This is a genomic window from Devosia ureilytica (assembly GCF_024273195.1).
GTDB lineage: Bacteria > Pseudomonadota > Alphaproteobacteria > Rhizobiales > Devosiaceae > Devosia > Devosia ureilytica.
In genome coordinates this window covers 40,785-63,514 of sequence record NZ_JAMZCU010000004.1, presented here as the reverse complement: position 1 = coordinate 63,514, position 22,730 = coordinate 40,785, and the positions used below count along the sequence as shown (strand labels likewise).

Below are 22,730 nucleotides of genomic sequence, written 5' to 3'. Positions count from 1 at the left end.
AGCCCCAATCGCATCAACCATACAAGGCCGACTTTCGGTCTATCCCTCCCGCGCCAGGTCGGTCAGCAGCCCGGCGGCGACGGTTAGCCTCGACACGGTGATCCCGCCCTCGGTCAATTCCTTGACCGAGGCGACAGTGCGCGCCACGGCGACGGAGTGGAGCGCGACAAACTCTTTGAGGCTGCCCGTCGACAGCACATCCGAGGTCAGGTCCCGCAGCGCGCGCATCAGATTGGCCAAGGCCCGGTCCAGTGCCATGCGGTCGAACCGGTCGCCCAGCACGATGGCGCGTCCATCTTCGATGATGCGGAACAGGTCGAACAGTCCTGCCACCCCGAAATAGGCCCGCGCCGCCTCCAGCGTGTCGACCCCGCCGCGCTCGGCAACAAGCACGATGTCGCTGGCATGGCTGAGGAAGGGCAGTTCGCCAATGCGCCGCGCCAGTGCATCCGGCACGCCATGAGCCATCAGCCCGTTGACACGCTCCTCCAGCGCCTCGCGCTGCGCGTCCGGCAGCAAGCCCTCGGCGGCGGCCAGTTGCACCACGCCGGCCTGATGGCGCGCCACAAGCCCGGCGAGTCCCCCGGTCACTGCGCCATTGCGCAGGAACCACAGGGCCTCCTGCCGCAACAGTGCCTCGACCTGGGCATAGAGCGCCAGCTGCACCGCGCCCGGCACGAGGCCGTCGAGGTCATCGATGGCGCTGTTGAGCGACGTCAGTCCATAGGCGTCGCGCACTGCCGCATAGGCCAGTGCCACCTCGCCAGCGCTGGCGCTGGTCGCCGCAGTCAGCTCTGACACAAAGGCCGGCCCGCCGCGGTTGATCATCGCATTGGCCAGCACCGTCGCAATGACTTCGCGCTTCAGCCGATGCGTCTCCACAGCCTCAGGATAGGCGCGGTGCAGCGTTTCGGGGAAATAGCGGAACAGTTCCCCGGCCAGGTAGGGATCGTCGATGGCGGTACCACCGAGCAGGTCATCGAACAGCGTCAGCTTCGCGTAGGCGAGGATAACGGCCAACTCAGGCCGCGTCAGCGCCTTGCCCTCGGCGGCTCTGGCGTCCAGTGTCGCGTCGGCGGGCAGGAATTCCACTGCCCGGTTGAGCAGGCCGCGCTTTTCAAGGCCCTCAATGAGAACCCTGTGGTCTGGCAGCTCCGCCAGCCCGGCCCTCTCTGCCAGCGAAATCGCCAGCGTCTGCAGGTAATTGTTCCGCAGGCACAGCGCAGCGACCTCGTCCGTCATGGTGGCGAGGAACGCGTTTCTGTCCTCCATGCCGAGCTGGCCTGAAGCCACCACCGGCGCCAGCGCAATCTTGATATTGACCTCAAGGTCGGAGGAATTGACCCCTGCCGAATTGTCGATAGCGTCCGTGTTGATCCGTCCGCCATTGAGCGCATAGGCCACGCGCCCGCGCTGGGTCACGCCCAGGTTGGCGCCTTCGCCCACCACCTTGGCTCGTACCTGATCAGCGCTGATGCGGATCAGGTCATTGGCTCGGTCACCAACCTTGGCGTCATCTTCATCCGCCGCCTTGATATAGGTGCCGATGCCGCCGAACCAGAGCAAGTCCACCTGTGCCATAAGGATCGCCCGCATCACCTCGGAAGGCGTCGCCGCATCCTTGTCGATCCCGAGGAGCGCGCGCATTTCGGCGCTGAGCGGAATGGATTTGAGGCTACGCGAGAACACGCCGCCGCCAGCCGAAATCAAACCGCGCTCATAGTCCTGCCAGCTGGACCGGGGCAGGGCGAAAAGCCGTTCCCTTTCGGCGAAACTGGCCTGTGCATCAGGTTTTGGATCAATGAAGATGTCGCGATGGTCGAATGCCGCCACCAGCTCGATTGCGGGCGAGAGCAGCATGCCATTGCCGAAGACGTCACCGCTCATGTCGCCCACACCGGCTACCGTGAACGGCTCTTTCTGGATGTCGCGATCCAGCTCGCGGAAATGCCGCTTCACCGCTTCCCAGCCGCCGCGCGCGGTAATGCCCATCTTCTTGTGGTCGTATCCGGCCGAGCCGCCCGATGCGAAGGCATCCCCCAGCCAGAATCCGCGCCCCGTGGCAATCGAATTAGCAAGGTCCGAAAAGCTGGCCGTGCCCTTGTCGGCGGCCACCACGAGATAGGGGTCGGGCCCGTCCCGGCGCACTGTATTGGCCGGCGGAACGACATCGCCCGCCATCAGGTTGTCGGTCACATCGAGCAGCGCGCCGATGAACACCTTGTAGCTTTCCGTGCCCTCGGCCATGAACGCCTCGCGCGCCATGCCGGCGCTCAGCCGCTTGGGCACGAACCCGCCCTTGGCGCCGACCGGCACGATAACCGCGTTCTTGACCTGCTGGGCCTTCACCAGCCCCAGCACTTCGGTACGGAAATCCTCAGGGCGGTCCGACCAGCGAATGCCGCCACGGGCAATCGCCCCAAAGCGCAGGTGCACACCCTCGACACGCGGCGAATAAACCGAGATCTCGCGATACGGCCGGGGCGCCACCATGCCATCGACCTTGGCGCTGTCGAACTTGATCGCCAGTGCCGGTCGCCGCCTGCCATCGGCATCGCGCTGCCAGGCATTGGTGCGCACCGAAGCCTCGATCAGGTTCTGGAACCGGCGCACGATGGTGTCCTCGTCCAGCGACGAAATCAGCTCAAGCTGGGCCGCGATAGTCCCGCGCGCCGCTTCTGCTGCCGCCTCCCGCTCCACCAGCGCCGGGTCGTGCAGCGCCGCGAACAGCGCAACCAGTCCCCGTGCCGCCTGGTTCTGCGTCACCATCACCTGCGCCACATAGCGCTGCGAATAGGACGTGCCGACCTGGCGCAGATAGCGCGACAACGCTCGTAGCAGTGCCGCATCGCCCCATTCGAGCCCGGCCAGCGTCACCAGCGTATTGAGCTGGTCGCTTTCTGCATGCCCGGCCCACACCGCCAAAAGTCCGGCCTCGATGGCCGGTCCCCGCGCCAGCACATCGACACTGGCCTCCTCGTTCAGCTCAAGCACCATGTCGTGCAGATAGCGCTCGACACCGTCGCGCGGCACGATGGTATAGGTGCGCTCATCGATCACCCGGAACCCAAAATGCTCCAGCATCGGCACGCGATCCGACAGCGGAATGGCCGTGCCTTCGTGATAGAACTTGAGGCCCAGCGTGCCGTCCGTGCCGCTGCGGGTCACCAGCCGAATGGCGATACCATCCTGGCCCAGACCCTGGAAAACGCCGATATCGCGCAGCGCATCCACTGCATCATTGCGGCTCTGATAGGCGCCCGAAAAGGCCTGCTTCCAGTCATTGACCGCGCCGGGCTCCGGCGCTGCGGCCATCAGCATGTCCGAGAAATCGTGCGTCAGCGCTTCCACACCGGTCTCCAGCGCCCGCCGCTCCGGCTGCGGCGTCGGCCCGCCATTGCGCCCGATGATCACATGCAGCCGCACCAGGTCCCCCTCGGGGAAATGCGGGTAATAGGCCGATACCCGGCCATCATAGAGATCGGCCAGATAGCGCGTGATCCGCGCCCGAACCGCGCCGTCATACCGGTCGCGCGGCACATAAACCAGTATCGAGACAAAGTTGTCGAACCGGTCGATGCGCGGCAACACCCGCACCCGCGGCCGGTCATAAAGCCCCGCAATCGCCTCCGCGAATTCTGCCAGCTGCGTGGTTTCGATCTGGAACAGCTCGTCGCGCGGATAGCTGTCGAGCGCCCCCAACAGCGTGCGCCCCGCATGGCCCAGCGGATCGAACCCGGACTGGCGCATCACCTCGGCAATCTTGCGGCGGATGATCGGCACATCGGTGTGCGGCGTCGCCAGCGCCTGGGCGGTGTAAAGCCCCACCACCCGCAATTCGCCATTGGCCTGTCCGTCGGCACCAAAGAGCTTGATGCCCACATAGTCCATATGGGCCCGCCGATGCACGCGCGAGCGCACATTGGCCTTGGTCACCAGCAGCGGGTCCGGCCCCTGCACAAAGGCCACCAGTTGCGGGGTGCTCTCTACGTAATGCGGCCCGCTGCGCAGTACCCGCAGGTTTTCATCGCGCAGTATGCCTAGTCCGGTGCCTTCGACCGGCACCAGTTCGTTGCCCTCCAGGCGATATTCGCGCAGCCCCAGGAAGGTGAAATTATGCTCGGTGAGCCATTCGACGAAGTTTCCGGCCTCGTCCCTTTGGCTCGGTTTTAGCGCCGACAGGCCGGCTGTGGCCCGGCGCACCCGGTCGAGCATGGCTTGCCAATCGGCGACGGCATGGGCGGCATCGCGCAGCGTCGTCTCCAGTTCGGCCACCAGCGCCTGCGGGTCCGCAACCGGATCGCTCTGGATATGCAGCATGCTCACGGCCGTGCCGCCATCGGCAACCACCTGTCCGCCGGACACATGCAACACGGGGTGGGCAAATAGCCTGATCGCGCCACCCATGGAGCGCAGCGCTGCCAGCGTGCTGTCGACGATGAAGGGCATGTCAGGACAGACAATATCGAGCACCAGCGGTGCGCCAGCTTCGGCTGGCGGGGTCGCCACGACGCGGGTCACGTCCAGGGGACCTGCGATCAGCCGCTCATGGCTGGTGGCCAGCGCCTCGATCAGCGCGCCCGCATCATGCCGGCTCAGGTCGTCGGGATCTATTGCTGCAATGGCAGAGCGAAGGAACAGCAACAGGCTCGCATTTTGGCCCGCCCTCGCTCGCGCGCGTTCCTGATATTGCGCTTCAACTGCAGTCGTCATGCCGTGCTCCCCGTGACTCGCACCGCCTACCTTAGGCGCAGCGGATGACAGTGTCTGCACTCCTTCCGGCTAGCTCTCATCAAGCGCCAGAGCGGTCTCCTGCCGACGTCCGGCGCCCCCACTTTCCCCGGCAAAGGCAGCCTTTTTCGCAAAACCGACACAATCAGGTAAAGCGTTTCGCGATTCCCCCGGCCACCAAGAGGTTTACGACTTGTTAAAGTCTATCAATCTGGTAGTCTTTGGCTCGGTTCAAACGCAGGTGCACCCATGCCAAAGCTTTCGCAGTACGCCTCCTATATGGCTCTCGCAGCCGCACTGTTTATCGGTTTTGCCGTTACGGTCATGGCCGGCATGTCGTTCTGATCCTCATCGTATATTGCTCATAAGTTTAAATGGCGGCCCATTGGGTCGCCTTTTTTCTTTCTAAAATTGAAATCTGCGCCGTTTTTGTATTGATGTGCGCGGCGGTGTGAAAGTTGGCGACGATCTGTTTCTGATATTCAGCCGCAGGGCGCAGATCGCTGGAAAAGAATTTCCAAATCTTCTGATTTTCACCCGATGTATATTTCTCTGCCTCGCGGATCGTCGCACGCGCCAACCTTGCGATACTATACCAATCAAGTAGCGTATTAAGGTCATCAACGAGGAGGGTTTGAGATGAAAACCGCCGCTCGCATTCTGGCCTATACCGGCTTGGCCACGGCCTTGCTGTTCAGCGCCGTCGTCACCACCATGGCGCAGTCCCGCACCCTGACCAATGTCAGCTATGATCCCACGCGGGAGTTCTATGAGGACTACAACCAGCTCTTCGCTGCGCACTGGCTGCAGCAGACAGGGGAGGCCGTCGCCATCCAGGCCACCCATGGTGGCTCGGGCGCCCAGGCCCGTTCCGTCATTGAGGGACTGCCCGCCGATGTGGTGACGCTTGCGCTCGAAAGCGACATCAATGCCATCGCCGATCAGACCGGCAAGGTGCGTGACGACTGGCGCGGTACGCTCGCCAATGCCAATGCGCCCTACACCTCCACAATCGTCTTCCTGGTCCGCAAGGGGAACCCCAAGCAGATTGCCGACTGGGACGATCTGGTTGCCGATGGCGTCGCGGTCATTACGCCCAATCCAAAGACTTCGGGCGGCGCGCGCTGGAACGTGCTGGCCGCCTGGGCTTGGGCGCTGGCCCAACCCGGCGGCAACGAGCAGACGGCGCGGGACTATCTGGCCCGGCTATTCCACAATGTGCCAGTGCTCGACACCGGAGCGCGCGCTTCCACCATCACCTTTGCTCAGCGCGGGCTGGGCGACGTGTTGATCGCATGGGAAAACGAAGCCCTTCTGACGCTGGCCGAACTGGGGCCCGATCAGTTCGAAATCGTCACCCCCTCTGTCTCCATCCTGGCCGAGCCCTCAGTGGCGCTAGTCGATGCCAATGTCGATGCCCGCGGCACGCGCGATCTGGCCGAAGCCTATCTCCAATATCTCTATTCGCCCGAAGGTCAGTCTCTGGCCGCCAGCCACTACTTCCGGCCGTCTGACACGACAGGCGTCGATCCCGCCGCGCTGGCTGGCTTTGCCACGCTCAATTTGGCCCGCATTGATGATTTTGGTGGCTGGCGCGAAGTCCAGCAGACCTTCTTTGATGAAGGCGGCATCTTCGATCAGGTGTTCGAAGGCAATTTCTGACGTGCTCTAAGTCGTTCGCCGAAATACACATCGGCGGACGGCCTCGCTCAATGCACTGTGGCCGGCTCGATGGGACTTGCCGATCCATCCCCGATATCGGGCCCGGCCCAGAACACCACATAGAGCAGGTCCTCGCCGCTGGCATCGGTGATTTCGATGGAGCGCGGCGCGTCCATTTCGCCGCCTTCCCCTGCCACCTTCTCGATGATGGCCCGGCCCATTTCGGCAGCCGTCTGCTCGGCGGCCTCGATATTGGGGTGTTCGCTGCCCTTGTCATCGCGGATCAGGGCGTCTTCGGTGCGGTAGTGGAAATAGTACTTTGGCAAGTTCAGTCCCCGTTCTCCGGGATCAACGTCAGGATGCAGGAAATGTTGCCTGCGTCTCAAACGTGTCCAGTCTGCCACCGCGGCGCTGTTCAGTCGACCCCGTCCAGATCACGGTAGCCATGCCGGCTCCACATCAGCGGGCTGCGTTCGGCATCAGTTTCCGCTTCGACAATAGCGCCCACGAACAGCACATGCGTCCCGGTTTCCACCGCGCCGATCACCTCGCAATCGAGCACCGTCACCGCGCCGCGCAGCAAAGGCTGGCCCGACGGCCACGCGTCCCACGCGCCCAGCTCAAAGCGATTTTGGGGCACCACCTGGCCAGCAAAGGCATCGGCAATTTCCCGCTGCTCGCTCGCCAGCATGGCCAGCGAAAAACCACTCGTCTTGGCGATCAGGTCGGCGAGCCGGCTGACAATATCAATCGAGATCAGGATGGCCGGCGGTTGCGCCGATAGCGACATCACCGAAGTCGCCGTTCGCCCAACGCGTTCCGTGCCTCTGCGCGCCGTTACCACATGCACACTCGACGCCAGCCCCGACATTGCGGCGCGAAACTCGCTGTCGCTCACGGTAGGCCGTCGAAGCGGCCGCATGGCCATACTGTCGGGAAGATCGAAATCGGGCATGAGGGTAGTCATTACATTCACTTACTCAACGGAGCAAACCAGGAGGGGCGACCGGCGGTTCTGTGCCGAACCCCCCTCCCTTGATCCCTCCCCCAGTGGGGAGGGAGACGTTGACCCCGGCACCTCAGCTCCGCGCCTCCCTCCACCTTGCGGGGAGGGAAGCCCGACAGGACTTTGCACTTAGCCAAGTCCGCTGAATCGAGCAGGGTGGGAGTGAGCCGCCGGCGTCAGGATTCAATGGTGAGCGCACGCCCCCCACCAAGCGTCCTCACCCCAGGTTGGCCTCGGCCAATTCATAATTGGCCAGCTTGTCGAGGAAGTTGCTCACATAGTCCGGGCGGCGATTGCGGAAATCGACATAATAGGAGTGCTCCCACACATCGAGCCCCAGCAGCACCTTGCCTTCACCGGTCGCCAGCGGATTGGAGCCATTGGCGGTCTTGGTGGTCTTGAGCTTGCCGTCCTCGCCCAGCACCAGCCAGGCCCAGCCTGAACCGAACTGGGTGGTCGCTGCGGTCTTGAAGCTGTCCTTGAACGCATCCACGGAGCCGAAATCGGCAACAAGCTTGCTTTCCAGCTTGCCCGGCAGTTTGCCGCCATTGGGGCTCAGCGCCTGCCAGAAGTGAATATGGTTCCAGTGCTGCCCGGCATTGTTGAACACCGGGGCGAGGTCCGCCTTGTCCTTGGCAAAGGCAATGATCTCTTCGAGCGACTTGCCGGCCAGGTCGGTGTTCTTCTCGACAAAGCCATTGAGCGCCGTCACATAGGCCTGATGATGCTTACCATGATGCAATTCCAGGGTTTCCTGGCTCATGCCGGCATTGGCAAGTGCGGCGGGTGCATAGGGCAGGGCGGGCAGGGAGAAGCTCATCTGAGGGGTCCTTTCGGCACCGGCTTGCAAGATCGTGCAAGGCGGGTTAATTTCCAAGCGATGACTTTGAAAACTCTTTCGCCAGATATGTCAAGCTCGAGCTTGGAAAATACCGCCTGGTCGCCACGCAATCCGGCCGAGCGGATTCTCATGACCCTCAAGATGCAGGGCTCCCTCTCTGCGACAGCCCTCGGCGACAGGCTGGGGACGACAAGCGAAGCGGCCCGCCAGCAACTGGCTCGCTTGGCCGAGGAAGGCTTGGTCGAAGCACGTAGCGCTTCGGCGGGCGTTGGGCGGCCGACCCAGCTCTGGGGCCTCACTCCCGCGGCCCAGTCCCGTTTCCCCGACACCCATGCCGCCTTGACGGTGCAACTGCTCGACATTGTCCGCACGCGCCTTGGCGATGAGGCGCTCGACGCCATCATTTCGGTCCGCGAGGCCGACACCCGCTCCGCCTATGTGGCAGCGGTCGAGCCAGCGCCCGACCTCAAGGCGCGGGTCGCTGCGCTGGCCGATCTGCGCAGCCAGGAAGGCTATATGGCCGCCTGGACCGAGCAGCCCGACGGATCATTGCTGCTGATCGAAAATCACTGCCCCATTTGCGCTGCCGCCACCGCCTGCCAGGGATTCTGCCGAGCCGAACTCGAAGTCTTCCGATCCGTACTTGGCCCCGATGTCGAGGTTGAGCGCCAGGAGCACATCGTTTCCGGTGGCCGTCGCTGCACCTATTCAATCAAGGCTATCACCCATGCATCCACCTGATCGTCCGCCCGTCGGCACCCAATTGCACCGCATCGGCTGGGAGACGCCCGAAGGGCTGGACGAAGCCATGATCCGTGCTGTCGTCGATGAATTTTATGCCCGGGCGCGCCGTGACGATGTCATCGGTCCGGTGTTCAACCGCGTCATTCCCGATCCTGAATGGCCAGCCCATCTCGACAAGATCACCGACTTCTGGAGCTCCATGCTGCTCGGCACCGGGCGCTATTCCGGCCGCCCCATGCCCAAGCATATGGGCATTCCCGAACTTGCCGATGCCCACTTCATCCGCTGGCTGCGCCTTTTCCGCGAAACGGTTGAGGAGACATGTCCGCCCGATGTGGCGGCCCTTTTCATCGAGCGCTCCGAGCGCATCGGCAATTCGTTCCGCATGAATATCTCCATGCGCCGAGGCGAGGATATTACCCGGCTCTCGCCGCTCCCGCGTGAAGAATCCCCGAGTTGGAAGCCGCCGGCCTGAGGGGTGCATGGTCTGTCGGCATCAGCCCCATTCGGGCAGGCTCGCCAGAAAATCCAGCACTGCGCCGTTGAACAGCGCCGGCCTTTGCACGGGTGCGAAATGGCTGACCCCATCGAGCGCAACAAGCCGCGCGCCAGGGATCGTCTCGGCGATGTACCGTGCGTGTTCGGGCCGAATGAACTCGTCACCTGAAGCCTGGGCCACACAGACCGGCACATCGATGCTGGCAAGGTCAGCGGCCGAATAGTTCGGCTGGCTCGATTGCATCACCTGCAGGGCCTGCCCCATCGCATCGAAGCCATCAGGGGTGGGGGAGAGCACCGCATAGTCCTTCTGATGCCGCGCCAGGCAATTGCCGATGACATCAGTCATCTCGAATGGCCAGGTTCCACTCGCGTCGACATTGCAGGCAAAGAAAAACACGCCTGACACGCGGGCCTTATGCGCCCTGGCCAGCGCCAGCCCCGTACAGGCCCCGTCGCTCCATCCCACGATCACGGCGCGTTCGACGCCGATATGGTCGAGCAGGGCGGCGACGTCCTCCCCATATTGCTCATAGGAAAACGGGCGTCCGTCCCACGAGCTGCGCCCCTGGCCGCGGCTGTCCATGGCGATGACGCGATAGCCTGCCGCAATCAGCGGCGGCACCTGATGCCCGAAATTGCCCGCATTGCCCATGCCGCCATGCAGCAGCACCACCGCCGGCCCCTCGCCGTAATCGCCAAACCAGAGTCGAACCCCGTCCCGCTCCAGCACTCCGCCGCCTCCCGGCAACGGCGGTGGTCCCCCGGCCGCAAAGCGGGTCAGCTCGTCATCGGCAAAGTCGCGGTCCATGCTGTCCTCCGGTTCTTGCCCTTATGACGAACGAAGGTCGCTATTTTCGACAGCCGGACGCTAGGCCAATAGCCCCAGCCCCGCCGGAATATCCCGCTCGAACACCAACACCCCGTCCACGACGGTCAGCCGCCCCTGATGAACGGCAGTGCGTCGCGCCGCCACATCGGGCGGTCCTGCCGCCTGGCTCCGCTCGTCCCATTCGGGATGGGTGAAATAGAACAGCACCGCGTAATCCTTGAACGCGACCACATCGGCGTGGCGCACAAAGCGCCGGTCGGCCTCGTCCTCGCCTGGCTCGTTTCCGATGAGGCCCTGCCGCTTCCACAGCCGCGCATCATCGGACCGATGGACGCCCTGGCCGTGCCATTCATCAACGATCAGCCAGTAATAGCCGCCCAGCTCGAAGACATTCGGCCCCTCATGCGGGTCGCCATAGGGCGATCCGGCCAGCACCCGGCCTTCGACCTGCCACTCGAACAGATCCTTGCTCGACGCGCTCCATGTGCTCGATCCGGCACTTTCGTCCTTGTACCACATGCGCCACAGCCCGTCGGGACACCGATACACGCAGGCATCGATGACCCGTTGGCTGGACAGCCGGATTGGCCCGATCCGCTCCCAGCGCGCCATGTCGGCACTGGTGAAATGGGTGATGGTCCGCGTTATGCCGCGCCAGTCATCGGGCACCCCGGTGATATAGCTGAGGAACATGTGATACTGCCCCTCCGCGTAAATCACCTCCGGCGCCCAATGCGTGTTGCCGCCCGGTGCATCCCCCGGCGCATCCAGCCCCTCGACAGTACCGCGATAATGCCAGCTTGCCCCGCCATCCACGCTCATCGCCAGCCCGATGGGCGAGCCGTGGATCCAGGTGAATTTCGGACCCTCCGCGCTGGGCCGGCGATTGGTGTAGAACATCCACCATTCATTGGTGCCCTGGCGGCGCACCACCACCGGGTCCGCCGCGCCGTCGTCCACTGGATCACGAAATATGGGTGCGCTCATACCCCTTCATAGACCCGCACGCTGCGCCCGTCAGCCCTGTCCACCAGCCGCCCGGCCTGTCCCACGCTGTCGGTGGCCAGATCGAGCATGCCCGCATCGGTCATCAGCTTGCCGGCGCCCGCATCATCGGTGGACAGCACCGAAGCCTTGAGCAGCCGCGAATAGGGATGCTCTGGATTGTCCAGCACCGTGCGCGCATCGCCCATTTCCACGATCCGCCCGCGCTGCATGATGATCAGCCGGTTGGAAATGTAATAGGCCGTCGCCAGGTCATGGGTAATGTAGATCACCGAGACCTTGAGATCGTCGCGCAGGCTCTTGAGCAGGTTGACGATGCTCATCCTCAGGCTCGCATCCACCATGCTGACCGGCTCATCGGCAATCAGCAGTGGCGGATTGGGGATCAGCGCCCGCGCAATGGCGCAGCGCTGCAATTGCCCGCCGCTCATCTCGTGTGGAAACCGCCCGCGCACTTCTTTCAGGCTGAGGCCCACCTTCTGCAGCGCTTCGTCCATCGCCCGATCGATCACCGCCTTGTCGCCGGTGTCCAGAAACCGCCGCGCCGTGGATTCGAGATAGCGCTCGATCTGCTTGAGCGGGTTGAATGCCTCGAACGGATTCTGGAACACCGGCTGCACATGGCTCATGAACTTGAGCCGCGCAGCGCGCCCTGCATGCCGGTCCACCTTTTCGCCGCGGAACAGGATTTCCCCGCTTGTCGGGTCCTCCAGCCCCAGGATCATCCTGGCCAGCGTTGTCTTGCCCGAACCACTCTCCCCGATGATGGTGAAGATTTCCGGGTTCTCTGCGCTCAGCGAGAAATTGGCGTCCATCACCGCATCAATGGTCTTGCGGCCAAACAGTCCGCCCATGGTGAAGCGCTTGGAGACATCGCGCACATCAAGCAGCGTACTCATGCCATCACCCCCGCCGGTGCGGTCGTATTGACCAGTGGTTCAACATCCTTCCAGCGCCAGCAGGCAGTGCGGTGGTCCGGTCCCACCACTTCCATTGGCGGCACCTCCTTGCGACACTTGTCCACGGCCAGCGGACAACGCGGGTGGAACCGGCATCCCTGCGGTGGATCGGCCAGGTTGGGTGGCCGTCCCTCCAGCGCCGGGCGCTGCTGCGTGTCACCGATGCGCGGCAGGCTCGCCACCAAATGCGCCGTATAGGGATGCTTTGGCGCAAAGAACATGTCGCGCGTCGGCCCTTCCTCGACCAGCCGCCCCGCATAGATAATGCCCACCCGGTCGGCCACATTGGCATGCACGCTCATGTCGTGGGTCACGAACACCACCGAGGCGCCCATTTCCGTCTGGATGTCGCGGATCAGTTGCAGCACTTCCTTCTGCACCACCACGTCCAGCGCCGTCGTCGGCTCGTCGGCAATGATGAATTCGGGGTGGCACACCGTCGCCAGCCCGATGGTCACGCGCTGCCGCATGCCGCCCGAAAGCTCGTGCGGATAGGCTCGCAGCACGTCCGGCGGCAGCTTCAGCCGGGCGAGATGGTTCACCACCCGCTCTTCAAACGCCTCGCCCTTCAGCCCCAGCGGCCGCTGCGCAAAATCCTGGAATGTCTTGCCGATCCGCCGCACCGGATTGAGCACGCTCATCGAGCCCTGCATGATGTAGCTCAGGTGCTTCCAGCGCACCGTCTCGATCTGCTCGGGCGTCGCATGCGCCACATCGATCGGACCATTGCTGAAATTGTACTTCACCGTGCCCTGCACCACCCGCAGCGGCGGGCGGATGGCGGCGGCCAGCACCTTGATGAAGCTGGTCTTGCCCGAGGAGCTTTCCCCGGCAATGCCATAGACCTCATTCTTGCGCATGGTCACGGTGATGTCGTCCACCGCCCGAACCTCCCGGCTCACGCCGAAATAGTTCATCTGGTAATAGGCCTTGAGGTTCTCGACCTCGAGGATGACTTCGTTTTCCCGGGTCATTGCTCAGGCTCCCATGCGGCGCAACCGGCTGCGCGGGTCGATATATTCGTTCATGCTCATGGCCAGTAGGAACAGGCCCAGGAACGTGATGACGATCAGGATCACCGGAATGACCAGCCACCACCACACGCCCACCACCATGGCCGAATGGCTGTTGGCCCAATAGAGCACCGTGCCGATGGTCGGGTTATTGATATTGGTGAAGCCCAGCACGGCCAGCGTCACTTCCATGCCGATGGACCACAGCATGTTGTTCATGAAGGTCGCAAATACGATTGGCATCACATAGGGCAGGTGCTCTTCGAGCAGCACCTTTCGCGTGCTCATCCCGGCAAACACCGCATGGCGGGTAAATTCGCGATGCTTGAGCCCCAGCGCCACCGAGCGGATCAGCCGCGCGTCGAACGGCCAGCCGAAGCAGGCCAGGATCAGCGCCATGGTGAAGCTGTCCATGTGGTTGCGCAGCACGAAATAGAACAGCACGAGGATGGGAAAGATTGGCACGGCCACGAAGATGTCGTTGACGAACATCAGCACACGGTCGACCCAGCCACCGATATAGCCGGCGGCCAGCCCCACGGTGATCGAGATGATGCGGCTAAGCACCGCCACCGTGATGCCGAACTGCAGGCTGTTTTTGAAGGCCGCGGACAATTGCCAGAACATGTCCTGCCCGCGCGAATTGGTGCCGAACCAGAACTGGGCCGAGGGCGGCTGGTCGGGGATGGTCATGTAGATCAAGCTCGGGTCTATCGGAGAGAAGAACGACAGTCCGGCAAACACCACCATGATGCCGACCAGCACCAGGCCGATGGCAAATTCGACATTGTAGCGAACGAGATCGCGGAAAATGGAGAACATGGCGACTACTCCGCCCGCACGCGTGGATCGAGCAGCGGATGCAGCAGGTCCACGATGAAGATTGCCGTAGCGACGGCGGTGATTGAGACGGTGCAGACGGCCAGCACGGTTGAATAGTCACCCGCGTTCACCGCATCGACCAGAAGCGAGCCAATTCCGGGATAGTTGAAAACCTGCTCGGTGATGATCGTGCCCGAAAAGACGCCGCCGATCACCATGGCCAGGGCCGTGATCTGGGGCACCAGCGCATTGCGCATCACATAGCCCCCCACGATTGTGTCGCGCCGCACGCCGGCGAGTTCGGCATAGGTCACATAGTCCTCGGTGACGATATTGCTCACCAGCGCCCGCATGCCGATGAACCAGCCGCCAAGACCCACAAGCACCAGCGACAGGGCCGGCAGCAGCGAGTGTTGCAGCACCGAGAGCATGAACGGCAGCGTCCAGCCGGGGCGCACATCCATGGCAAAGCCGCCCGAGATTGGCAGTACCGGCCAGAGAAACCCGAAGATGATCAGAATGACGAAGGCCACGATGTAATAGGGGATCGGCTGCAGGCCCATGGTCACGATGCCGAAGGCCTTGAAGAGCCGGTTGTTCTGAAAGTAGCCGGCCAGCCCACCCATGAGATTGCCGACAATAAAGGTGATGAAGGTCGAGGTCAGCAGCAGGCCCAGCGTCCAGGGCAGGCCGCGCATGACCAGTTCCATCGCAGGGGTGGGAAACGCCATCAGCGAAGCGCCCAGGTCGCCACGCAACAGGCGTGTCCAGAAATTCCAGTATTGCTGGTGCATCGGCTGTCCGGTGCCGAACATTTCGGTCAGCGCAATGCGGGTGGAGGCGATGGCCTCAGGGGAGAGGTTGGATCGCGCCGACAGTCGCCCGAGCACCTGCTCTACGGGATCGATCGGTGACAGATACGTCACGAGGAACATGGCGGAGACACCGAAGAAGATCACCGCAACAAGTTGCAGCACCCTCTTTCCCGCAAACCAGAGATAGCTTTGCATTCATTCTCCTCACGCCCGCCGATGGGTCTCGCGGGCCTCTGCCGTCCTGTGCATGGTTGGCCCACGCCTCTGGCAGAGATTTCACCTCAACTCGGCCAGGAATGTCACCACGAGAATGGTGCCGGACCGCAAACACAGTTCCGCGACGCCGCGCGGCATGGAGGAGGAGCTTTGGCTAGGCCTCTCGATCCGTCCTCACTATGCCCCTCCACCATTCGGAAGGAGCCCAGAGAAGGCGGAAGGGGCGTGATGTGCCATCACGCCCCCTTTTTGACGACGCGGCTTGGGAGCCGCGCCGTCTGGGAGAAGTTAGCTGGCCACCGGGCTGATCTGGGTGAAGATGTAGCGGCCGTTGGACCAGTTGGTCACCGGGTTGGCATAGTTGTTGTTCGCGTCCGGCCAGCCGGTCCAGTACCGGTTCGACTGAATGGAGAACACGTTGTAGGCCATGATCGGAATGTTGGGCATTTCTTCGAGATGCAGCTTCACGAAGTCATGGCCATATTCCACGCCCTTGGGATCGTTGAAGTCGATACCGCGAATTTTCTCGATGATTTCGTCGAGACGCGGGTCTTTCCAGCGCATCCAGTTGCGATCCGGCTGGGATTCGCCCGGCGCGGCGACATAGGCCGAGTGATAGCTGTCCATGAAGAAGCTGAGGTCGGGGTGACCGCCCCAGGTTTCCACGGCCCAGGCAATATTACACTCGTAATTACCCACGCGCTGGCGGCCCCAGGTATCGGCATCCACTTCGGCGCTGGCGCCGATGCCGTTCTGGGCCCAGGTTTGGGCAATGATCACGCCGAGACGGTTGACCACGCCTTCCTGAGGCACCATCACCGAGAATTCAAACGGCTGGCCGTCCGGCATCATCCACTGGTTGCCATTCTTGGTGAAACCGGCAGCCGTCAGCAGTTCTTCGGCAGCTGGAATATTCTGCTTCCACCAGCCATAGCCAAAGGCGTTGCGCACGGCGGCTTCGTCGGTCGGAACCGAGTCACCGAACTGCGGGCGCACCATGTCGGCGATCTGCAGGCCAACATTGGGATCATACGGCTTCACCTTGGAGGTGCCCGTGTCGATCTCGTAATTGGTCAGGAATTCCTGCAGGGGTGCATGGTAATCGCGCGGATGCGTACCTGTTGGCGGCACCGAGATTGCCGAGAGCGTTGCCGCGCCGCGATAGGACGCCATCGACATCGCCCGTGCATCGAGCATCAAGGCCAGGGCCCAGCGGACGCGCTTGTCCTGGAACTTGGGGTTCTGGTGATTGAAGATCGCCATGACCAGCGTCGGATCGGGGTGGGCATAGGGGAAGCCCGGGAACCAGCCCTGGATTTGCGGATCCTGCTGGACCACCGAGAACGTGCCTTCCGGCGTCAAGTCATGCACCATGTCGAGATTGCCATTGCGGATCTCGATCAGGCGATTGTCGGTCGAAATATTGTTCCGGTAGATGACGTACTTGGGCTTGGGCTCCGCGATCATGCCCATGGCCGTGCGTTCCCAGTCCTCACGCTTCTCCCAGATATACCAGGTGCCGTTCGGGTCGAACGAATGCAGCGTGTAGGGGCCGATGGAGACCGGGGGGTTGGCGTCGTAGCTCAGAATGTCTTCGACGTTTTCATAGACATGCTTGGGCATGATCCAGGCGGCGGTCCAACGCACCGAGAACAGCGTATGGAAACGCGAGTTCGGCTTGTTGAGCTTGAAATGGACCGTGTACTTGTCCGGCGCGGTGACTTCGGCAACCTGTACCGAGAAGGCGCCATTGTAGGGTGTGCCGGGGGTGGAAGCCTGCTTCTGCACGGTGAACACCACGTCGTCGGCGGTGAATTCCACGCCGTCGCTCCAGTAGATGCCCTGCTTGAGCTTCACGGTCATTTCCGAGAAGTCTTCATTGTACTGCCAGACATCGTCTGCCAGCGAGTTGTAGACCGCATTTTCGCTGGCGCCCTCGATGCCCGCATCAGGGTCGATGAACCACAGCGTATCGGTGGTCAGGTTGTGCAAGCCATTGCTGGTGCCATTGCCGGCGCCCACGGCCCACAGGTTGAACCAACCTGGATTACGGATGATCCCCTCGGGGTTGTGAACGATAACCGTTTCATTGCGCGGGAACTGCGTCAGGTCGGGTGCCGAGCCTTCGGCCTCCTGGGCCAGGGCCAGTCCCTTGCCCGCTACCATCAGCGCGCCAATGGCCGTCGTGCCGATCAGAAAACTGCGTCTATCCATCGATGTCCTCCCTTGTGAAGCGCCTTGTGGCGTTTCGTTTCTCAGGGCTCCTCAACCCTGCGATAAGTCATACTTAACTAGGGGTTTTCGACTGTCAATGTGTTTTCTGATGTAAATCCATAACCATGATACAAAATGCAGTGAGGCACGCCCGGTCAGGGCGTGCCTCATGCAGTAATTGGTGTCAGAACCCGTTCATCAACGGGTTCCGGGACCGTGTTCAGGCCTCTGGCGTCAGATCTTGACCCGCACCATCTGGTAGGAATACGGCGGCAACACGACGCTGAGCTTGCCCCCATCGACCTTCGCGCCGCTCCCCTTCTTCGGGGCCACCTCGTCCTGATTCTTGGCCGTATTGACGGCCTTGAGGTCAGGGTGTGTCATCACCTGGTGGTCGATTATGCTTGCGTTATCAAAGCCTTGCAGGCTGACCTCGGTCTCGATGCTCTCGCTGGTGTGGCGGTTGACCAGGAAGAAGCTCAGCGTTCCCTCATCTTCATTGTGAACGCCCGAGACGTCGACAAACGGCGTGTCCGCGGCATGGGTCGTCTCATAACCAGGCGAGCTGGTCTTGAGCTGCAAAGCCGTCCCGCGGCCAAAAACCGAAGCAAAATAATAGGGATAGTAGATTGTCTGCGCCCACGCCGGCCCGCCCTTTTCGGTCATGATAGGGGCAATCACGTTCACCAGCTGGGCAATGCAGGCGATTTTCACCACGTCCGAACGGCGGATGAAGGTGTTGAGGATCAGTCCCACCATCAGCACGTCTTCGAAATTGTAGATATCTTCCAGCAACCCCGGTGCATGCGGCCAGCCGCCATTGCCATCAAGGATCTCACGATCCTTCTTGTTGGAGTGATACCAGACATTCCATTCGTCGAATGAAATATAGATGTCTTTGTTGGAGCGCTTCTTGTGCTTGACCTGCTTGATGGTCGAGGCAACCGTCTCGATATAGCGGTCCAGTTTGTGGCTCAGCCCAAGGTAATTGGGTGTATTGTCGTCACGATTGGCGAAATACATGTGCAGGCTGATGTGGTCGACATGCTCATAGGTGTGCTCGAGCACAATGCGCTCCCAATCGGGGAAGCTCGCCATGTCGGAATGAGATGAGCCACAAACGATCAGCTCAAGTGACTTGTCGAACATGCGCATGGCCCGCGCCGTGTTGGCGGCCAGCTTGCCATACTCGTCGGCATCCTTGTGACCGACCTGCCATGGCCCGTCCATCTCATTGCCAAGACACCACATTTTGACATTCCACGGCTCCTTGCGCCCGTTCTTGATGCGCAAGTCGGACCAGTAGGAGCCGCCCGGATGATTGACATATTCGAGGAAATTGCGGGCATCATCGACGCCGCGAGAACCCAGGTTCACCGCCAGCATCATCTCGGTGCCGACCGTGGCGCACCAATCGGCGAACTCATGCACGCCAACGGCATTGCTCTCGGAAGTATGCCAGGCCAGGTCCAGTCGCGTCGGACGTTCTTCGCGCGGGCCGACGCCGTCTTCCCAATTATAGGCCGAAACGAAATTGCCGCCAGGATAGCGCACCACCGGCACATTGAGTTTCTTGACCAGCTCGACGACGTCGCCGCGCATGCCGTCCTTGTCGGCGCTCGGATGATCCGGCTCATAGATGCCTTCGTAGACAGCGCGGCCCAGATGCTCGAGAAATGCCCCATAGACACGATCATCAATTTTGGCGATCGTGTAATCCTTGTTTGCGACAACGGACGCTTTCACTGGCCCCTCCACTAATTCGGTTTTTCTGATTTATATCATTGATGCTGTTTTAGCGAGCGTCGAATTGGCGCGCAAGGGGTGCGCGAGATCATTTGTGTGATTTATTGCGTGCTTGATCCAGGCGTGCAAAATCCAACAGATGCCGCGTTTTGGACCTGCTTAACGCTTTGATTTAGAAGTAAATTTCCAAAAGGCTATTGGGCGGTCTGCAGGCGCAGGATGATGTCCTGGTCGTAATTTCCAAAACCGCGGCCAAAGATATTGATGCCGCCCGGATGCTTGGCGTCGGGCTTCACCGCGATGCGCAACCGGATCGAATGATGGTTCGCCAGATCCAGGTCATGCAGCGACACGGGGGAGATTTTCATCCCGTCCACATAGGTCCCGTCCATGGTGACGCGCCAGCTCTTGAGCTTGCCGTACTGGCTCCCCTTCAGCTTCCACCAATCCGGCGTGTAGACGCCGCGCTTGTCACCAAAATCGCCGGTGGAGAGCCACGTGCCGATTTCGGTGCCGTTGACTGAGAGCGTAATGTCGCTGGGCCAGTCGGCGGAGGTGCCCGGCACTTCCGAGCTCAGTTCCATGGAAAACTCCATGGATTCAATGGTGTTCTGCGCCAGCTTGGCATTGTTGGGAAACTGGTATTCGAGGAAGCCCCGCGTAAACCAGATCAGCCCCGCCTTCATGCGATCCGGCTCGAGATAGGTGTCCGGCACATCGAGCAGGCCGATAATGCCTTCTGTAGAGCACAGCCCGCAGGGCGATGAAATCTCACAGCTTGTGTAAAGCCCCAGGGGCATCGAGACTTCGATGGTATTGGCGCGCAGCGGCTTGATGTCGTCCTTGAACATCACCAGCACTTCGTCAAAGGTCGAGTGGCAGATCTTCTGATTGCCCTTGCGGGCCTTCTGCGTCTCGGTGCGGATCAGCCCCGCGCCTTCCAGGATTTGCAGGTTTGTCGACACAGTCGACTGTGGCAGGCCAAGCTTTTCGGCAATGTCATTGCCGTTGAGCGGTCCCTCTATATGGAGCAGCTTGAGCATCTTCACCCGAATAGGCGAAGCCAGCCCCTTGAGAACGTCAATACCCTCTTCGGGGTCGATAACCAGAAAATTGCGGCTCATGACAGGAATGCAACGCTGCTCGTAAGAGAATGAATAAATTGTCTATCAGGATTTCTGAACCAATCAACCCGAGGGCGGTGGTTTGTGGATGTGATTCCGAAATCCAGATGCACGGAATGCGACTAAGGCATAACTTCCCTTAGCAAGGCCGAACTGGTCTGGAAAACTTTTGCCGCGTGGGGACGCGGCCTGGCGTGCGGAAAGAACCGCCGCCGCAACGGGAGAGATCGATGTCTGACGACAAGGCCACCAGCCTGCGCGAAGCGGCACTGCATTTTCATGAGTTTCCCAAGCCCGGGAAGCTCGAGATCGTGGCGACCAAGCCGCTTGCCAATACCCGCGACCTGTCGCTGGCCTATTCGCCGGGCGTTGCCATCCCTTGCGAGGAGATCGCGGCCAATCCGGCTGATGCCTACAAATACACCTCCAAGGGCAATCTGGTGGCGGTGATTTCCAACGGCACGGCGGTGCTGGGGCTTGGCAATATCGGGGCTCTGGCGAGCAAGCCGGTGATGGAAGGCAAGGCGGTTCTGTTCAAGAAGTTCGCCGGCATCGACAGCATCGACCTTGAGGTCAACGAGCAGGACCCCAAGCGTTTCATCGAGATTGTGGCGCCGCTCGAACCCAGCTTCGGCGGTATCAACCTTGAGGACATCAAGGCCCCCGAATGCTTCGAAATCGAGGAAGCGCTGCGCGAGCGGATGAACATTCCGGTGTTCCATGATGATCAGCATGGTACCGCGATCATCGTGGCCGCTGCCGTGATCAACGCCATGCGGCTGGTCAAGAAGGACATTGGCAAGGTCAAGATCGTCACCTCTGGGGCAGGGGCGGCGGCTATTGCCTGCATGAACATGCTGATCGCCGTCGGGGCCAAGCGGGAAAATATCTGGATCGCCGATAGCAAGGGCCTCGTGACGAAAAAACGCGACAACTCCGTCGATCGCTGGCGGGGCGCCTTCGCACAAGACACCGACGCCACCGAGCTTAGCGCGGTTATGGCGGGGGCGGATATCTATGTGGGCCTTTCCAAGGCCGGGGCGCTCAAGCCCGAGATGATGAAGGACATGGCGGCTAATCCACTAATCCTGGCGCTCTCCAATCCCATCCCCGAAATCATGCCCGAACTGGCCAAGGCCGCGCGGCCCGACGCGCTGGTCTGCACTGGTCGCAGCGACTATCCCAACCAGGTCAACAACGTCCTCTGCTTCCCCTTTCTGTTCCGCGGCGCCCTCGATTGCGGCGCTACAATCATCAACGAGGAAATGAAGGCCGCCGCGGCCCACGCCATTGCCAAGCTGGCGCATGAACCTGGCTTGGAGGCGACCAGCCACGGCGTGCCGGCCATTTTCGGGCCGGACTATCTGATACCAAATCCATTCGACCAGCGGCTGATCCTGCGCATTGCGCCGGCTGTGGCCAAGGCGGCCATGGACTCTGGCGTCGCTGCCCGACCGATCACCGATTTCGATGCCTATCGCGATCAGCTCCGCCGCTTCGTTTTCCGCTCCGGCCTCGTCATGAAGCCGATGATCGAGCGGGCGCAGTCGTCGGGCAAGCGCATTGCCTTTGCCGACGGCGAGGATGAGAGGGTGCTGCGGGCGGCTCAGGTGATCCTTGAAGATGGTCTGGGCAAGCCCGTCCTGATCGGTCGACCCTCGGTGATTGAATCACGATTGGAACGTTTCGGCCTAACCATCCGTCCCGGCACGGATTTCGAGGTCATCAACCCCGAAGACGATCCGCGCTATCGCGACTATGTCGCTGAGTTCCATGCGCTGGTGGGGCGCAAGGGCGTAACGCCCGATACCGCCCGCACCATTGTGCGCACCAACACCACCGTCATCGGCGCGCTCAGTGTGCGGCGCGGCGATGCCGATGCCCTGATCTGCGGTTTGCAGGGGCGCTTCATCAAGCATGCCCGCGATATTCATTCCGTTATCGGGGTGGCGCCTGGCGCGCGCCAGCTCTCGGCGCTCTCCATGCTGATCCTCAATCGCGGCGTGTTCTTCCTGGCCGACACCTACGCCAATATCGACCCGACCGAGGACGAGCTGGTGTCCATCGCGTTGCAGGCGCGCGATCACCTCAAGCGCTTCAACATCGAGGCCAAGGCAGCACTGCTGAGCTATTCCAACTTCGGCTCGCGCGATGGAGAGAGCAGCGAGAAGATGCGGGCGGTCTACGACCGTCTCAAGCGCGACGCACCCGATCTGGTGGTCGAGGGCGAAATGCAGGGCGACCTGGCGGTCAATTCCGAATTGCGCGAGCGTTACATCCCGGATTCGGTGCTCAAGGGCGAAGCCAACCTGCTGATTTTCCCCAATCTGGAAGCGGCGAACCTGTCGATGACCCTGCTCAAGGAGCTCAACAACGGCCTCCACATCGGCCCGATCCTCATGGGTACGGCCAAGCCGGCTCACATTCTGGCGCCCACGGTCACCAGTCGCGGTATCGTCAATATGGCCGCAATCGCCGCAACCGAGGCGGCGGGATAGGCAG

Annotated in this window: 18 protein-coding genes; 4 read left to right on the top strand and 14 right to left on the bottom strand. The window is 61.7% G+C overall.

The genetic code is table 11. The annotated features are described in order from the left end of the window. Positions 1–39: 39 nt before the first annotated feature. Both NIM87_RS11730 and NIM87_RS11725 read right to left on the bottom strand, forming a co-directional pair. A complete protein-coding gene (locus NIM87_RS11730) occupies positions 40–4,713 on the bottom strand; it encodes an NAD-glutamate dehydrogenase (RefSeq protein WP_254674873.1) in 4,674 nt (1,557 codons plus the stop codon). Positions 4,714–5,101: 388 nt separating this feature from the next. After that, positions 5,102–5,311, bottom strand: a complete 210-nt coding sequence (locus NIM87_RS11725; protein ID WP_254674872.1) for a hypothetical protein — start codon at positions 5,309–5,311, stop codon at positions 5,102–5,104. A gap of 59 nt (positions 5,312–5,370) precedes the next feature. Here NIM87_RS11725 and NIM87_RS11720 point away from each other — a divergent pair, with 59 nt between their 5' ends. Further along, positions 5,371–6,393: a sulfate ABC transporter substrate-binding protein gene (locus tag NIM87_RS11720; RefSeq protein ID WP_269468034.1), complete on the top strand. Its 1,023-nt coding sequence runs from the start codon at positions 5,371–5,373 to the stop codon at positions 6,391–6,393. A 47-nt stretch (positions 6,394–6,440) separates the two neighbouring features. On the opposite strand, the gene NIM87_RS11715 is transcribed toward NIM87_RS11720, so the two are convergent. The 3 genes from NIM87_RS11715 to NIM87_RS11705 form a co-directional block, all read right to left on the bottom strand. Beyond that, a complete protein-coding gene (locus NIM87_RS11715; RefSeq protein ID WP_254674871.1) occupies positions 6,441–6,719 on the bottom strand; it encodes a DUF6894 family protein in 279 nt (92 codons plus the stop codon). An 89-nt stretch (positions 6,720–6,808) separates the two neighbouring features. Beyond that, on the bottom strand, positions 6,809–7,360 hold the full coding sequence (locus NIM87_RS11710) for a flavin reductase family protein (RefSeq protein ID WP_254674870.1): 552 nt from the start codon (positions 7,358–7,360) through the stop codon (positions 6,809–6,811). A 256-nt stretch (positions 7,361–7,616) separates the two neighbouring features. Continuing rightward, positions 7,617–8,219 (bottom strand): superoxide dismutase, encoded by a 603-nt coding sequence (locus NIM87_RS11705; protein ID WP_254674869.1) that lies wholly within the window; start codon positions 8,217–8,219, stop codon positions 7,617–7,619. Positions 8,220–8,306: 87 nt separating this feature from the next. Here NIM87_RS11705 and NIM87_RS11700 point away from each other — a divergent pair, with 87 nt between their 5' ends. After that, entirely contained in the window at positions 8,307–8,981 is a 675-nt protein-coding gene (locus NIM87_RS11700) for a helix-turn-helix transcriptional regulator (RefSeq protein ID WP_254674868.1), read from the top strand. Continuing rightward, entirely contained in the window at positions 8,968–9,459 is a 492-nt protein-coding gene (locus NIM87_RS11695) for a group III truncated hemoglobin (protein ID WP_254674867.1), read from the top strand. The genes NIM87_RS11700 and NIM87_RS11695 overlap by 14 nt, the downstream gene beginning before the upstream one ends. Positions 9,460–9,480: 21 nt before the next feature. Here the strand turns inward: NIM87_RS11695 and NIM87_RS11690 are convergent, their stop codons facing one another. The 9 genes from NIM87_RS11690 to NIM87_RS11650 all read right to left on the bottom strand — a co-directional run bounded on the left by NIM87_RS11690 (position 9,481) and on the right by NIM87_RS11650 (position 20,228). Beyond that, the gene (locus NIM87_RS11690; protein ID WP_254674866.1) at positions 9,481–10,293 is read right to left on the bottom strand and encodes an alpha/beta fold hydrolase; all 813 of its coding nucleotides are present in this window, start codon (positions 10,291–10,293) and stop codon (positions 9,481–9,483) included. Positions 10,294–10,353: 60 nt separating this feature from the next. Continuing rightward, positions 10,354–11,301, bottom strand: coding sequence for a glycoside hydrolase family protein (locus NIM87_RS11685; protein ID WP_254674865.1), 948 nt, complete (start codon positions 11,299–11,301; stop codon positions 10,354–10,356). Further along, positions 11,298–12,218 carry an ABC transporter ATP-binding protein gene (locus tag NIM87_RS11680; protein ID WP_254674864.1) on the bottom strand — a complete coding sequence of 307 codons (921 nt, stop codon included), beginning with the start codon at positions 12,216–12,218 and terminating at the stop codon, positions 11,298–11,300. Before NIM87_RS11680 ends, NIM87_RS11685 begins: the two co-directional genes overlap by 4 nt. Further along, the gene (locus NIM87_RS11675) at positions 12,215–13,252 is read right to left on the bottom strand and encodes an ABC transporter ATP-binding protein (RefSeq protein WP_254674863.1); all 1,038 of its coding nucleotides are present in this window, start codon (positions 13,250–13,252) and stop codon (positions 12,215–12,217) included. The genes NIM87_RS11680 and NIM87_RS11675 overlap by 4 nt, the downstream gene beginning before the upstream one ends. Positions 13,253–13,255: 3 nt before the next feature. Then, the gene (locus NIM87_RS11670; protein WP_254674862.1) at positions 13,256–14,113 is read right to left on the bottom strand and encodes an ABC transporter permease; all 858 of its coding nucleotides are present in this window, start codon (positions 14,111–14,113) and stop codon (positions 13,256–13,258) included. 5 nt (positions 14,114–14,118) lie between these two features. Next, positions 14,119–15,123 (bottom strand): ABC transporter permease, encoded by a 1,005-nt coding sequence (locus tag NIM87_RS11665; protein ID WP_254674861.1) that lies wholly within the window; start codon positions 15,121–15,123, stop codon positions 14,119–14,121. A gap of 309 nt (positions 15,124–15,432) precedes the next feature. Then, positions 15,433–17,310 (bottom strand): ABC transporter substrate-binding protein, encoded by a 1,878-nt coding sequence (locus tag NIM87_RS11660; protein ID WP_408640073.1) that lies wholly within the window; start codon positions 17,308–17,310, stop codon positions 15,433–15,435. A gap of 282 nt (positions 17,311–17,592) precedes the next feature. After that, the gene (gene arfA, locus NIM87_RS11655; RefSeq protein ID WP_254674859.1) at positions 17,593–19,104 is read right to left on the bottom strand and encodes an arabinosylfuranosidase ArfA; all 1,512 of its coding nucleotides are present in this window, start codon (positions 19,102–19,104) and stop codon (positions 17,593–17,595) included. Positions 19,105–19,298: 194 nt separating this feature from the next. Next, positions 19,299–20,228 carry an ArsR/SmtB family transcription factor gene (locus NIM87_RS11650; RefSeq protein ID WP_254674858.1) on the bottom strand — a complete coding sequence of 310 codons (930 nt, stop codon included), beginning with the start codon at positions 20,226–20,228 and terminating at the stop codon, positions 19,299–19,301. Between the two features lie 230 nt (positions 20,229–20,458). Here NIM87_RS11650 and NIM87_RS11645 point away from each other — a divergent pair, with 230 nt between their 5' ends. Then, complete coding sequence (locus tag NIM87_RS11645) at positions 20,459–22,726, top strand: NADP-dependent malic enzyme (RefSeq protein ID WP_254674857.1); 2,268 nt, start codon at positions 20,459–20,461, stop codon at positions 22,724–22,726. Positions 22,727–22,730: the final 4 nt, after the last annotated feature.